The 14086-nt window shown below is 66.7% G+C and carries 14 protein-coding genes and 1 tRNA gene; 14 read left to right on the forward strand and 1 reads right to left on the reverse strand.

The annotated features are described in order from the left end of the window. Positions 1-47 precede the first annotated feature (47 nt). Both ACERLL_RS15955 and ACERLL_RS15960 read left to right on the forward strand, forming a co-directional pair. Entirely contained in the window at positions 48-1262 is a 1215-nt protein-coding gene (locus ACERLL_RS15955; RefSeq protein ID WP_373657100.1) for an ATP phosphoribosyltransferase regulatory subunit, read from the forward strand. 17 nt (positions 1263-1279) lie between these two features. Further along, positions 1280-2575, forward strand: a complete 1296-nt coding sequence (locus tag ACERLL_RS15960; protein WP_373657101.1) for an adenylosuccinate synthase — start codon at positions 1280-1282, stop codon at positions 2573-2575. A 57-nt stretch (positions 2576-2632) separates the two neighbouring features. Here ACERLL_RS15960 and ACERLL_RS15965 read toward each other — a convergent pair. Next, positions 2633-2720 (reverse strand) — tRNA-Leu (locus ACERLL_RS15965). Positions 2721-2761: 41 nt separating this feature from the next. Between ACERLL_RS15965 and rnr the strand changes: the two genes are divergently transcribed. From rnr to ACERLL_RS16025, 12 genes are all read left to right on the forward strand, one after another. Beyond that, the gene (gene rnr, locus ACERLL_RS15970; RefSeq protein ID WP_373657102.1) at positions 2762-4996 is read left to right on the forward strand and encodes a ribonuclease R; all 2235 of its coding nucleotides are present in this window, start codon (positions 2762-2764) and stop codon (positions 4994-4996) included. A 24-nt stretch (positions 4997-5020) separates the two neighbouring features. Beyond that, the gene (cls, locus tag ACERLL_RS15975) at positions 5021-6451 is read left to right on the forward strand and encodes a cardiolipin synthase (protein ID WP_373657103.1); all 1431 of its coding nucleotides are present in this window, start codon (positions 5021-5023) and stop codon (positions 6449-6451) included. Further along, positions 6448-7188: a 23S rRNA (guanosine(2251)-2'-O)-methyltransferase RlmB gene (gene rlmB, locus ACERLL_RS15980; RefSeq protein ID WP_373657104.1), complete on the forward strand. Its 741-nt coding sequence runs from the start codon at positions 6448-6450 to the stop codon at positions 7186-7188. The genes cls and rlmB overlap by 4 nt, the downstream gene beginning before the upstream one ends. A gap of 121 nt (positions 7189-7309) precedes the next feature. Continuing rightward, positions 7310-8065: a zinc ribbon domain-containing protein gene (locus tag ACERLL_RS15985; protein WP_373657105.1), complete on the forward strand. Its 756-nt coding sequence runs from the start codon at positions 7310-7312 to the stop codon at positions 8063-8065. A 241-nt stretch (positions 8066-8306) separates the two neighbouring features. After that, the gene (rpsF, locus tag ACERLL_RS15990) at positions 8307-8744 is read left to right on the forward strand and encodes a 30S ribosomal protein S6 (protein WP_373657106.1); all 438 of its coding nucleotides are present in this window, start codon (positions 8307-8309) and stop codon (positions 8742-8744) included. A gap of 20 nt (positions 8745-8764) precedes the next feature. Further along, a complete protein-coding gene (locus ACERLL_RS15995) occupies positions 8765-9115 on the forward strand; it encodes a single-stranded DNA-binding protein (RefSeq protein WP_373657107.1) in 351 nt (116 codons plus the stop codon). Between the two features lie 28 nt (positions 9116-9143). Beyond that, positions 9144-9365, forward strand: coding sequence for a 30S ribosomal protein S18 (gene rpsR / locus ACERLL_RS16000; RefSeq protein WP_373657108.1), 222 nt, complete (start codon positions 9144-9146; stop codon positions 9363-9365). A 4-nt stretch (positions 9366-9369) separates the two neighbouring features. After that, a complete protein-coding gene (locus ACERLL_RS16005; protein ID WP_373657109.1) occupies positions 9370-10308 on the forward strand; it encodes a DUF2232 domain-containing protein in 939 nt (312 codons plus the stop codon). Positions 10309-10343: 35 nt separating this feature from the next. After that, positions 10344-10790, forward strand: coding sequence for a 50S ribosomal protein L9 (rplI, locus tag ACERLL_RS16010; protein WP_373657110.1), 447 nt, complete (start codon positions 10344-10346; stop codon positions 10788-10790). Positions 10791-10863: 73 nt separating this feature from the next. After that, the gene (gene dnaB, locus ACERLL_RS16015) at positions 10864-12225 is read left to right on the forward strand and encodes a replicative DNA helicase (RefSeq protein ID WP_373657111.1); all 1362 of its coding nucleotides are present in this window, start codon (positions 10864-10866) and stop codon (positions 12223-12225) included. A 1-nt stretch (position 12226) separates the two neighbouring features. After that, a complete protein-coding gene (alr, locus tag ACERLL_RS16020) occupies positions 12227-13315 on the forward strand; it encodes an alanine racemase (RefSeq protein WP_373657112.1) in 1089 nt (362 codons plus the stop codon). Beyond that, positions 13312-14085, forward strand: coding sequence for an MlaE family ABC transporter permease (locus ACERLL_RS16025; protein ID WP_373657113.1), 774 nt, complete (start codon positions 13312-13314; stop codon positions 14083-14085). Before alr ends, ACERLL_RS16025 begins: the two co-directional genes overlap by 4 nt. Position 14086: the final 1 nt, after the last annotated feature.

Below are 14086 nucleotides of genomic sequence, written 5' to 3' on the forward strand. Positions count from 1 at the left end.
GCTGCAGCGGGCCCGCCGATCCGGGCCGATGAGACCGAAGAAAAGGAATGATCTGGGAAATGAACCGCTGGCTCCTCCCACAGGGGATCGAAGACGTCCTTCCCGAACGGGCCGAGGCCATCGAAGGGCTCCGCCGGCGCGTGCTGGACCTGTACCATCGGTGGGGCTATGCCCTCATCATGCCGCCCGAGGTGGAATTCCTCGATTCCCTGCTGACCGGGGTGGGGGGCGATCTCAGCCTACGCACCATGAAGGTGGTGGACCAGGCCAGCGGCCATCTCATGGGCTTCCGCGCGGACATGACCCCGCAGGTGGCCAGAGTGGACGCCAACCGCCTGGAAGGCGAGGGGCCCCGTCGGCTGTGCTACGCAGGCAGCGTCCTGCGTGCCCATCCGGACAACTACGGACGCTCCCGCGCCCCCCTGCAGATAGGCGCCGAGGTGTTCGGAGTGGCGGGACCCACCGCCGATGCCGAGGTGATCGGCCTGATGGCCGCCACCCTCAGCGAGGTGGGCATCCGCGACTTCACCCTGGACCTTGGTCACGTGGGCCTGTATCGGGCGCTGGTAAAAGCGCTGGACGCCGACGCGGACAGCGAGGCGCGACTGCGGGACGCCGTCCGGCGCAAGGACCGGGAGGCCCTGGGGGAAACCCTGGAAGAGCTCGGTGCCGACGCCGACGTCCGGCGGGCCCTGGAGGTCCTTCCCACCCTTCACGGCGGCATGGAGGTCCTCGACGAGGCCCGTTCGTGCGCGGTGAACACCGAGGCCGCCCAGGCCCTGGACGGGCTGGAGGTCCTGGTGGAACATCTGCACCGGCGGGATCTGGGCGACCACCTGAGCTTCGATCTGGGCGAGGTGCGGGGCTATGACTACCATACCGGTCCGGTGTTCTCCGCCTACGTGAGTGGCCAGGGAGAGGCTGTTTTCTACGGCGGCCGCTACGACGGCATCGGCGGCGCTTTCGGCCGCAGTCGCCCGGCCACCGGGATAAGCGGTGACCTCAAGCTGCTGGCCGATCTGATGCCCCGGGAGGGAGCGGCTCCCGCCGGCGTGCTCGCCCCCGCGGAAGGGCCGGATGCGCTACAGCGGGCGATCCAGAGCCTGCGTGCCCAGGGGGTCCGCGTGGTGCAGGCCCTGGAGGGCCTTTCGGAGGCGGATTTTCAGGCCGAAGCGCGCCGGCTCGGCTGTGCCCAGATCCTGGTGCACGACGAGGGGCAAGGGTGGCGCACCAAGCCCGTCGAGCCGCAAGCAGACGAATAACCGGAAAGCGAAAAGGCATGGATAGGAATGTGCTGGTCGTAGGAACCCAGTGGGGGGACGAGGGGAAAGGCAAGATCGTCGATCTCCTCACCGAGCAAGCCGATGTGGTGGTCCGCTTCCAGGGGGGGCACAACGCCGGCCATACCCTGGTCATCGGCGGGGAGAAGACGGTTCTCCACCTGATTCCTTCCGGGATCCTGCACCCCGGCGTGGAATGCCTGATCGGCAACGGGGTGGTTCTCGAGCCCGAGGCTTTCCTGGAGGAAGTGGACCGTCTGGAGCAGGCCGGGCAGTCGGTCAAGGGGCGCCTGTTCATCTCCAACGCCTGCCCGCTAATCCTTCCCCACCACCACCTGCTGGACCATGCCCGGGAACGGGCCCGAGGCAGCCAGAAGATCGGCACCACCGGCCGGGGTATCGGGCCCGCCTACGAGGACAAGGTGGCCCGGCGCGCCATCCGGGTGGCGGATCTGTTCCACCGCGAGGTTCTGGCCGCCAAGCTGGGCGAGGCCCTGGACTACTACAATTTCATCCTTGAGCACTATTTCCGCGCGCAGTCGGTGGATTTCCAGGAAACCCTCGACCGGCTGGTGGCGCTCGCCGAGCGCTTAGCACCCTTCGTCGATGATACTGTGGAACGGTTGAACGGCCACCGCGGCGCCGGAAAGCGGATCCTGTTCGAGGGCGCCCAGGGAACCTGGCTCGACGTCGACCATGGCACTTATCCTTACGTGACGTCGTCCAATACGGTGGCCGGCGGCGCCAGCCCCGGGGCGGGGGTGGGGCCGAGCGCGCTTGGGACCGTGGTGGGGGTGACCAAGGCCTATACCACGCGCGTGGGCTCCGGACCCTTCCCCACCGAGCTGGACGACGAGGACGCCGAGCACATGGCCTCCCGCGGCGGGGAGTTCGGCGCCACCACCGGCCGGGCGCGCCGTTGCGGCTGGTTCGACGCCGTGGCCCTGCGCCGTTCGGTCGTGGTCAATGGCGTCCATCAGCTGTGTGTGACCAAACTGGATGTACTGGACGGGCTGGACCGGATCCGCGTCTGCACCGGTTACCGGTGGAACGGCAAGGTGAGCTTGACCCCGCCGGTGGGCGCGGAGGCCCTGTCCGAATGCGAGCCGGTTTACGAGGACCTGCCTGGCTGGAGCGAATCCACCTCCGGGGTATGTTCCCGCGAGGCGCTTCCCCAGGCGGCTACCGACTACCTTGACCGCCTTGCCGAGCTGACCGGTGTGCCGATCGTGATGATCTCCACCGGTCCGGAGCGGGACGAGACCATCGTGCTGGAAGACCCATTCGGTGGCTGACCTGAAGGGCATGAACGAAAAAGCCCCGCGTTTCCGCGGGGCTTCATGCTTTCGGTCTGGTGCCGAGGGCCGGAGTCGAACCGGCACGGGGGAAAACCCCACTAGATCCTGAATCTAGCGCGTCTACCAGTTCCGCCACCTCGGCGAGAGGCGGCTAATTAAACAACACCGCACAAGGTTGGGTCAATGGCCAATTTCGAAGACGATCCCCAGCGAGATCGGGAAGCGGAGCGCTACGAGCGGCCGATCCCGAGCCGCGAATTCATACTCGATTTCCTCCGGGAGCATACTAATGCCCCGGTGGACGAGGAGTTCGTCGCCAACGGCCTGGAGATGGAGGACGAGGAGCAGCGGACCGCCTTGAACCGCCGTCTGCGGGCCATGGAGCGCGACGGGCAGCTAATCCGCACCCGCCGCAATCTGTACGGCCTCCCGGAGCGCATGGATCTGGTGCGCGGGAAGGTGACCGCCCATCCGGACGGCTTCGGCTTCCTGGTTCCCGAGGACCGGGACCAGAAGGATCTCTTTTTGTCCCCGCGGGAAATGCGCCAGGTCATGCACGGCGACCGGGTGGTGGCCCGCCTGGTGGGCTTCGACAAGCGCGGCCGGCCCGAGGGGGCCGTGGTACGCATCGTGGAGCGGGGCCAGGAGCGTGTTGTGGGGCGCCTCGACGAAGAGGACGGCATTCACTTCGTGGTGCCGGATGAGAAGCGCCTGACCCAGAATATCCTCGTTCCCCCCGGGGAGGACGGCGGCGCCAAGCTGGGCGAGATCGTCAGCCTGGAGATCATCCATTATCCCACCCCCAAGAAGCAGCCCACCGGAAGGGTGATCGAGATCGTCGGCGAGCACCTGACACCGGAGGTGGAGGTGGAGATCGTCATGCGCAAGCATGGCATTCCCCACACCTGGCCGGACGAGGTGCTGACCGAGGCGGAAAAGGTTCCCCAGAGTGTTTCCCCCGAGGATATCGGTGACCGGGAGGACCTGCGGGCCCTGCCCCTGGTGACCATCGACGGTGCCGATGCGCGGGACTTCGACGATGCCGTATTCGCCGAGCGTGCGGGGGACGGATTCCGCCTGATCGTGGCCATCGCCGACGTCTCCAGCTATGTGAAGCCGAACGCGTCGCTGGACAAGGAGGGCTACCACCGGGGCAACTCCACCTACTTCCCGCAGCGGGTGGTGCCCATGCTGCCCGAGGCGCTATCCAACGGCATCTGCTCCCTGAACCCCGGCGTCGACCGGCTGACGCTCGCCTGCGAGATGCACGTCACCAGCGACGGCGAGGTGGATCAGTACCGGTTCTTCGAGGCGGTCATGCACTCCCATGCGCGACTCACCTATTCCCAGGTGGCGGCCATGATGGAGGACGGCGACGAGGCGGTTCGCGAGGAGTATTCCCACCTGCTGCCGCAGCTTGAGACTCTCTACGAGCTCTACCGGACCCTGCACAAGGCGCGGGTCGAGCGCGGCGCCATCGAGTTCGAGGGCCTGGAGACGCAGATCGTCTTCGGCGAGAACAACCAGATCGAGATGATCGTCCCCTATGAGCGGCGCGATGCCCACCGGCTCATCGAGGAATGCATGCTGGCGGCCAACGAGAGCGCCGCGCGCCTGTTCGCCGACAAAAAGGAACCGGCGCTTTTCCGGGTCCACGAGCCGCCCGCCGAAGAGAAGCTGGAGAACCTGCGCGACTTTCTGAAGACCATCGGTCTGGACCTGGGGCCGGAGGACCCGCCAACGCCCAAGTCCTTCGGACGCGTGCTGGAGGAAGCCCGCGGCCGCAGGGACGGCCACCTGATCGAGACCGTCATGCTGCGCTCCATGCAGCAGGCCCAGTACCGGCCCGACAATCAGGGCCACTTCGGACTCTCCTATGATCATTACACCCACTTCACCTCGCCCATCCGCCGGTATCCCGATCTGGTGGTGCACCGGCGCATCAAGGACATCCTCGCCGGACGCCGGGTCAAGGAGGGCAAGAAGGAGGCCTTCAAGGCCAATCTGGCCGAGATCGGCGAGCACACCTCCGCCACCGAGCGTCGCTCCGAGCTGGCGGAGCGGGAGACCGTGGACTGGCTCAAGTGCCAGTACATGCAGGAGCACCTGGGCGAGGAGTACGACGCGGTGATCGCCGGCGTCACCGGCTTCGGCGTCTTCGCCGAGCTGACCGGGGTCTACGTGGAGGGGCTGGTACACATCACCAACCTCGAGGACGACTACTACCACTTCGACCCTGTCCATCATCTGCTGCGCGGTGAGCGCACCGGTCGCATCTACCAGCTCGGCGATCCCCTCCGGGTCAAGGTTGCCCGGGTGGACGTGGACGATCTGAAGATCGATCTGGGGCTGGTGAAGAGTCCCGCGGAGATGGGTGCCCACCAGGAGGAGGCCGAGCCCTCCACCGCGGACGACTAGCAGGCCGCCGAAAGGGTAGGGCCCATGTGGGATTGGATGGGCTACGGTTTCCGGGCCGAGCTGTATGCCATTGTCGGGCATGTGCTGACCGGAGTCTTCATCCTCCTCATCCTGTCCTCCCGGGAGGAGACCCAGTCCCCGTTCGGCTGGCTTCTGGCCGTGGTGTTCGTGCCCTGGGTGGCGGGCCCGGCCTATCTGATTTTCGGGGGCTACCGCGTCCGCCGGGTGGCCGGCCGGCGGGTGCAGCGGGACCGACAGTTCATGCGAACCCTGCCGCCCCAGCTCGGCGGGATGTCCGAAGAGGCGGCGGAATCCACTCTTGGCTCCGATTCCCGCCGCTCCGTGCTGCAGGACTATCCCAATTCCACTGGCAACGAGGTGGAGGTCTTCGGGCACGGCGAGGAGAAATACGCCCGCCTGGAGGCCGATATACGCGCCGCCCGCGACCACATCCATCTGGCCTATTACTTGTGGGCCAACGACAGCACCGGGATGTGGCTGCGGGACCTCCTGACGGAAAAGGTCGAGGAGGGCGTGGAGGTTCGGGTCCTATATGACGCCTGGGGGGCTCCCACGGCCGGCTGGCTGCTCCGTCCCCTGCGCCGCGCGGGCGGCTGGGTACGTGCTTTCGCGCCCTTGCTGTCGCCTTCCACCATCCTCGGCGCGAATCTCCGTAACCACCGGAAGATCGTGGTGCTGGACGGCAAGGTGGCCTACACCGGCGGCATCAATATCGGCGACGATTACCGGGGCCGGGAGGGACCGCGGCTGTGGAAGGATCTCCATCTGCGGGCCGATGGGCCCGTCACCCGGCAGATCGCTTCCATTTTCGCCAAGGACTGGCATTACGTGACGGGATCCGCGCTGGTGGCACCGCGCTTCTATCCCCGTATGCAGGCGGACGGGCCTAGCGTGGCGCGCGTTCTCCCGTCGGGACCGGGCCAGTACTGGCGGGCCTTTCACGAGACCATATTCAACGCCATCACCTCCGCCCAGGACTGGATTCAGGTGGTCACCCCTTACTACGTCCCCGACCAGAGCATGCAGATGGCGCTAGGCAGCGCCGCCCGACGGGGCGTCCGGGTGCGGATGCTGGTGCCGCGCCACAACAACCACCCCATGGTGGCCGCGGCCAGCAACTCCTTCTACGAGGAGCTGCTCGAAGCCGGCGTGGAGATCTACCGCAGCCAGCAGGGAATGGTGCACGGCAAGCAGGTGACCGTGGACGGCCGTTGGGCCACGGTGGGCTCCGCCAACCTGGACGCCCGTTCCTTCTATCTTAATTACGAGCTCAACGTGATCCTGAAGGATCAGGGCCCCATCAACCACCTCTCCATGCTCTTCGAGGACGAGCTGCACACGGCGGGGCGCGTCACCCTGGAGGACTATCGCCACCGGCCCGCCTGGAAGAGCAGTCTCGAGGGCCTGGCCCGCACCTTGAGCCCCATGCTATGAGCGATCCCGAGGACCATCTCTTCGGCATTCACAGTGTCATGGCGGCCCTGGAGGCGGGGACCGCCCTGGCTGAGGTGCGCATCGCAAGGGATTTCCACGGCAAGCGTCTTGCCCGGGTGGAGGGCGAGGCCAGGAAGCGGGGTATCCGGGTACGTCATGTCCCGCGCGAGGACCTGGACCGGCGCGCCGGGGGCGGGCGGCACCAGGGGGTGGTGGGGCGCGTGGAGCCGGTGGCCCTGTGGGGCGAGCGGGACCTGCACGACCACCTGGAGACGCTCACCGAAGCGCCTCTGCTCCTGCTCCTGGACGGGGTCACCGATCCCCGCAATCTTGGTGCCTGCCTGCGCACCGCCGATGCCGCCGGGGTTCATGCCGTGGTGGCGCCCCGGGACCGCTGCGCGCCGGTGAACGCTACCGCCCGCAAGGTGGCCACCGGCGCGGCGGAGACCGTGCCGGTGGCCGTGGTACCCAACCTGGCGCGCGCCATGGACGCCCTCAAGGAGCGGGGCATCTTCCTTCTCGGCACCTCGGATCGGGCCGCGGAGCCCTGGTACAGCGCGGAGTGTACCGGGGCCATCGGGTGGGTGCTGGGCGCGGAGGGGGAGGGCATGCGCGACCTCACCGCCAAGAAGTGCGACGCCCTCTACGCCATACCCATGGCCGGCCAGGTAACCAGCCTGAATGTCTCGGTGGCCACGGGAATCGTTTTGTTCGAGGCGGTACGACAGCGGGATTAAAGGGGCGCAAGCCCGGCGGGTCGAGCCGGGAAGCGCGCAATATCCCTTCCACGCAAATCGCCTTCGCGTTATAAGCCCTGGTCGGGTCGGAGATGGCTTCCAATACAAGGGGGGATAGCTCATGTCCCATAGGCCGGATTCCCGGCGGGCCTACGCGCGAACCTGTACCAACTGCGGAAAACGGCGCAAGGCCACCGACCCCAGTCCGCCCTGGATGTGTCCGGGCTGCGGCCGTGATCTGCCGCCGCGCGATGACGGCGGGGCGCTGCGCCTGCGGATCGCCGCCACGCTCCTGCCGGAGGAGGAAGCTCCCGATGGATTGATTCTCGCAGGCCGGGCGGCTGTCTGGATCGCCCTTGCAGTCTGGGGGCTCCATTTCATCACCCTGGACCCGGCGACGAACGCCATCGGCCGCTCCTTCATGCATCAGATCAACCTGCCTTTCCATGAGGCCGGCCATGTCCTGTTCCGGCCCTTGGGCCGCTTCATGACCATCCTCGGCGGCTCTTTGTTCCAGGTCCTGGTGCCGCTCATCGTCGCCGCCGCCTTCCTGGTGCGGCTGCATCCCTTCGGCGTGGCCGTGGGGCTTTGGTGGGCCGGGCAGAGCCTCATGGACGTTGGTCCCTATATCCACGATGCGCGCAGGATGTCCCTGCCCTTGATCGGCGGGGGAACCGGCCAGGACCGCCCCTGGCTCCACGATTGGCATAACCTCTTGAGCCGGTTGGATCTGCTTTCCTGGGACCAGGCACTGGCCGGGGTGGCCCATGCCCTCGGCGCTGCATTCCTGTTATCGGGCTTGGGGTGGGGGGCGATTGCCCTGTACAGGAGCTGGATGGCCATGCGGGAGGGGTCCGCAAGGGGCCCGGGGCGCTAGACCGGCGGGGCGCTCCGTCGTCGGCGCGGCGATTCCCGGGCCGTCCCATGGATCCGGGGAACGCCTAACCGGGATGATGATATGACGCCCGTGCCGAATCAGGAATGCGGCTTCAAGCGGCCAGGCAAGAACCCGGTTGTAGCCGGGACTTGGCGGATGCGCCGCTAGGGCCTACAATAACGCGTTTTCCATCCTTGCTCTGCCGGGGTCGGTAGGGCTTTATCCGTAAGGAGAGGAAGTCGTGACCCATTACGAGATCCTGTTCATCGTCCATCCTGACCAGAGCGATCAGGTCCCGCCCCTCGTCGAGAAGTACAAGGGCATGCTCACCCAGAACGGGGGGACCGTCCACCGCGAGGAGGACTGGGGCCGGCGCAAGCTCGCCTATCCCATCAACAAGGTGCACAAGGGCCACTACGTCCTGCTGAACGTCGAGTGCGACACGGCGGAAGTGGACGAGATGGCCGAGGCCTTCCGCTTCAACGACGCCATTCTCCGGCACATGGTGGTGCGCAAGGACCGGGCCGAGACCGAGTCCACCCCCATCTACAAGTCGCTGAAGGAGAAGGACAAGGGGTCCGGCGGCGGGGAGCGTGGCCAGTCCGAGCGTCCGCAGCCCAGTGAGGAGCAGCCCGAAGCGGAGCCCGAGTCTCCGGAATCCGCCGAGGTTTCCGAGTAATACCGGGGCGTGGCGGCGGGATGTCCGAGCCCGAAAACCGGATCTGCCTGGAGGGCACAGTGCTGCCCGGGGCGGAGACGCGCTGGACACCCGCGGGCCTGCCGCTGACCCGCTTCGAGCTGGAGCACAGCTCCCGGGTCGTCATCGCCGAGATGAAGCGGGTCGTGCAATGCCGGATAACCGTGGTTGCCCTCGGGGAGGCCCTGAGCGGCCAGGCCAAGGGGCTGGCCGCCGGAGGCGCCTGCCGCGTGGAAGGGGTTCTGGGACAGCGTGTCCGTCGGTGGCGTGGCGAGGAGCCCATGTACGGGCGCTTCGAGCTGCATGCCACGACCCTGAGCCCCCTGAACGGGCCTCCCAACGAACCCGAATGAATGATTGTCAGGAATAGGAGCATAGGAAATGCGCCCGAGCTTTCGTCGTCGTAAGGTCTGCCGGTTCTGCGTGGACGGTGTGAACGAGATCGACTACAAGGACGTTCGTACCCTGGAGAACAATATTACCGACCAGGGCAAGATCGTGCCGAGCCGTATTACGGGAACCTGCAGCCGCCATCAGCGCATGCTGGCCAAGGCCATCAAGCGCGCCCGCGCCATCGCTCTGATCCCGTTTACTGTCCGCTAAGGGCGTGACCAAGCTCGCCCAGCTCATCCTCGGGGGTCGGCTGCCGGCGGCGGTGATTACCGCCGGCCTTTTCCTGGTGGCGACCCTGCTCCCCCTGCTGGGGGGATTGATCGGGCTCGTGGCCGCGGTCCCGGCCGTGGTCATCGGCTGGCACGTGGGCGGGCGCGGCGTGCTGGAAGTGGGCCTGCTCGCCGGGGCCCTGGTGGGTCTGGCCACGCAGAGCCTGCTGCTGCCGCTTTTCTGGCTGGCCGCCTTCTGGCTCCCCGTGGGCATCGCCGCTGTGATGCTGCGTCGGGGCCCCGTGTTCGCCCAGGTGGGGCTTGTCCAGACGCTCCTGGTCCTTTCGGGGCTCGGCATCTGGGTCCTCGCCGTCGAGGGGAGCCCCCAGGCACTGGTGGCGGACTGGGTTACCGGGGTACTCGAGAACTGGGTCGATTCCCGCGGCCTGCCCGAGGATCAGGCCCAGCGAGTCATGGGTGAGCTGCACGCCAATGTGATCCCGGTCCTGGGGCGCTTCCTGCCGGGGGTGATCGGGGCCGGGGTCCTGATCACTTGGTGGGCGAATCTTCTGGGCGGTCTCGCCCTGGCCGCCCGCATCGGCGAGAACCCGGATGTGGCCGATAGCCTGCGCGCCTTCCGTCTTCCGGACGCCTCGGTCTGGCCGATGATCGCCCTGGGCGTTGTCGCCTGGCTGGGCGCGGGTGGCGCCATCGGCTACTGGGCGGCGAACGGTCTGCTCGCGGTGGCCATGCTGTTCCTCGGCCAGGGGCTGGCGGTGGTGCACAGCGCCCGCTTGGCTTTCGGCTGGGGGCAGGGCTGGCTGGTGGTGTTCTATATCTTGGTGGGCCTGTTCGTGCAATTGACGCTGGCCGTCGCCCTGCTTGGGCTGGCGGACGTATGGGCCGATTTCCGAAACAAGCTCAAGGGTGCCGGGTCCGCCTGACCCGGGATCCTGGACTTCCGAATAAGGAGGATATGATGGAGGTCATCCTGCTGGAGAAGGTGGAGAATCTGGGAGGCCTTGGCGAAGTGGTCAAGGTGGCTCCGGGCTATGCCCGGAACTATCTGGTCCCCAAGGAGAAGGCCCTGCCGGCCACCGAAGCGAACAAGAAGCGCTTCGAGGCCCAGCGCAAGGCATTCGAGGCACGTCAGGCGGAGCTGCTGCATCACTACCGAACCATGGGGAATCAGATCGAAGGCACCACCATCCAGCTGGATCGGCGGGTGGCCGAGGCCGGGCGGCTCTTCGGCTCCGTGTCCAATGCCGACATCGCCGATGCCCTCAAGGAGCAGGGGTTCGATGTGGAGCGAGGCATGATTCTGCTTCCGCAAGGGCCCATGAAGGAGGTCGGGGACCACGAGGTGCACGTGCGGCTGCATCCGGATGTTACTGTTACCATCACGGTCTCCATAGCCGGCATCTGAAGTCGGCGCATCCTCTCCCTCGCCAGGGGCCTTCAGGCTCCGGCAGGGAGCGCGGAAACGGGGTATTTCGGGTGTGCTGAATACCGATGAGCTGAAAGTCCCGCCCCATTCCGTGGAGGCGGAGCAGTCGGTCCTGGGCGGTTTGCTGCTCGACGAGAATGCCTGGGACCGGGTGGCGGACGTACTCAGCACCGATGCCTTCTATCGCCACGATCACCAGCTTATATTCGATGCCGTGGGCCAGCTGGTGGACCAGAACCGGCCCGCGGACATCGTCACCGTGGCGGAGGTTCTGGAGCGGCAGGGCAAGCTGGAGGAGTCCGGCGGTACCGCCTATCTGGCGACACTGGCCAACAACACCCCCACCACCGCCAACATCATCCATTACGCGAATGCCGTCCGCGAACGGGCGGTGCTTCGCTCCCTGATCCAGGTGGCGGGAGATATATCCGAGAGCGCCTTCCATCCCGGCGACCACTCCGTCGCCGAGATCCTGGATACCGCCGAACAGCGCATCTTCCGCATTGCGGACCAGTCCAATCAGCGCCGCGGGGGCTTCTCCCCCCTCCGGGAGCTGCTGCGCGAGAGCGTCGAGCGGCTGGACGAGCTGTTCCAGCGCGATGACCCCATAACCGGCCTCACCACCGGCTTCGACGATCTCGACGACAAGACCTCCGGACTCCAGGCTTCGGACCTCATCATCATCGCCGGCCGCCCCAGCATGGGGAAGACCTCCTTCGTCATGAACATGGCCGAATCCGTCTGCGTGCGCGGCGATGCCCCGGTGGCCATCTTCAGCCTGGAGATGCCGCGCGAGCAGCTCACCATGCGGCTGCTTTCCTCCCGAGCCCGCATCGATGCCCACAAGATGCGCAACGGCAACCTCCACGACGACGACTGGCCCAAGCTCACCAAGGCCGTGGGCGAGCTCTCCGAGGCCCCCCTGTTCATCGACGATACGCCCGGACTCGGCCCCATGGAGATGCGGGCCCGCTGCCGCCGGCTGAAGCGGGAGCACGGTCTCGGCCTGGTCATCGTCGATTACCTGCAGCTCATGCAGGGCTCCTCGGACGCCGAGAACCGAGCCACGGAGATCTCGCAGATCTCCCGGTCCCTCAAGGCCCTGGCCCGGGAGCTGGACGTCCCGGTGATCGCGCTCTCCCAGCTTAATCGCGGCCTGGAGCAGCGCCAGGACAAGCGGCCCATGATGTCCGACCTCCGCGAATCCGGCGCCATCGAGCAGGATGCGGATGTCATCATGTTCATCTACCGGGATGAGGTCTATCATCCCGACAATCCGGAAACAAAGGGGATTGCCGAGCTGATTATCGGCAAGCAGCGGAACGGGCCCACCGGCAAGGTCCGGCTCACCTTCCTTAATGAATACACCCGCTTCGAGAATTACGCGGGGCCTGAGCTCGCCGAGGACCTGTGACGTGGGCAGGCCTTCCCGGGTCCGGGTTTCCGCCCGCGCACTCGCCCACAACCTGAAGGTGGCCCAGCGGCAGGCGTCCGACTCCCGGATCATGACCATCGTCAAGGCGGACGCGTACGGACACGGCCTGGAATGGGCCGCCGGTGTCCTGGAGGAAAGCGGCGCCCACGCCTTCGGAGTGGCCTGTATCGAGGAGGGCATCCGGCTCCGGGAGGCGGGTATCCGGTGCCCGGTTTTCATTTTGGAGGGCTTCTTCCATCCCGATGAGCTGCGGGCGGTCCAGGCGCTCGACCTGGGCCTGGTGCTTCACCATCCGGAGCAGATCGAAGCGGTGCTGGAAGAGGGCACCGAGGCGGCGCCCATCCCCTGTTTCCTCAAGGTGGATAGCGGCATGCATCGGCTCGGCGTCTCACCGCGGGAGGCGCCCCTGCACGCCGAACGGCTCGCCCGCTCGCCCGGAGTGGCCTGGTACGGGCTGCTGAGCCACATGGCCCGCGCGGACACCCCCGATGATCCCTATAATGCTGGGCAGATCGACTGTCTGCGACGGGTGGCCGCGATGCTGCCGGATGGGTGCCCCCTTTCCCTGGCCAATTCCGCCGCCCTTCTGGCCCTGCCGCATTCCCACATGGACTGGGTACGTCCGGGGCTGATGCTGTTCGGCGCATCGCCGCTGGAAGGTCGGAGCGGTGCGGAGCTCGGCCTGGAGCCGGTTCTGCACCTGGAATCCCGTGTCATCGCCGTGCGCCATCTCGAGCCCGGGCAGTGGCTGGGGTACGGCACCGGGTTCCAGGCGGAGGAGCCCGTGCGGGTGGGCGTGGTGCCCCTCGGGTATGGCGATGGCTATCCGCGCCATCTGGAGACCGGCACTCCGGTGCGCGTGGGGGACAAGCCCACCCGGACCCTGGGGCGCGTCTGTATGGACATGACCTTCGTCGATCTCAGTTCCCTGCCGGAGGAAGGAGAGGATTCCCTCGTGGAGCTTCTGGGCCCCGGTGTACCGGCGGAAATCCTGGCCCGCGGGGCGGGCACCATTCCCTACGAGATCCTGTGCGGCCTGCGCAACCGGTTGCGGCGGGTTACCCAGTGATCTCGGCGGTCCTGGGCAAGATCGGTGGGTGGGCCCTGTTCTACCTGGGCCGCTGGGGGGAAGCGGTCCTGCTCTTCGTCCGCACCCTGCTGTTCACCTTCAGCCGGCCCCTGTATCTGCGCAATCTGATCTACCAGCTGGAGTTCATCGGCATCAACTCGCTGCCGGTGGTGCTACTAACCTCCGCCTTCACGGGCATGGTTCTGGCCCTGCAGATATTCAGCGGGTTCGCCCGCTTCGGTGCCGAGAGTATGACGGGAACGGTAGTGGGCTACTCCATCGTGCGTGAGCTGGGGCCGGTGCTGGTGGGCCTCATGGTGGCGGGGCGCGCCGGCGCGGCCATGGCCGCCGAGCTGGGCACCATGCGCGTCACGCAGCAGATCGACGCCCTGTACGCGCTGTCCGCCGACCCGGTCCGCTATCTGATCGTGCCCCGCTTCTGGGCCGGGGTGATCGCGCTGCCCCTTTTGGTGACCATCGGCGACTTCGTGGGCATGTGGGCGAGCTATGCCCTGAGCGTGGGCGTGCTCGGCGCCAATCCCGTGGTGTATTGGGACAGCATGTTCGATTTCATGGAGCTCTGGGACTTTTACTCGGGCCTTATCAAGGCCACGGTGTTCGGTGGGATCATCGCTTTCGTGGCCAGCTATGAAGGCTTCACCACCAAGGGCGGCGCGCGCGGCGTGGGCGGTGCCACCACGCGCGCCGTGGTCAGTGCCGCTACCCTGATCCTGGCCGCAAACTACTTCATCACCTATCTGGTGGTCTGAA

The organism is Thiohalorhabdus sp. Cl-TMA, from assembly GCF_041821045.1.
GTDB lineage: Bacteria > Pseudomonadota > Gammaproteobacteria > Thiohalorhabdales > Thiohalorhabdaceae > Thiohalorhabdus > Thiohalorhabdus methylotropha.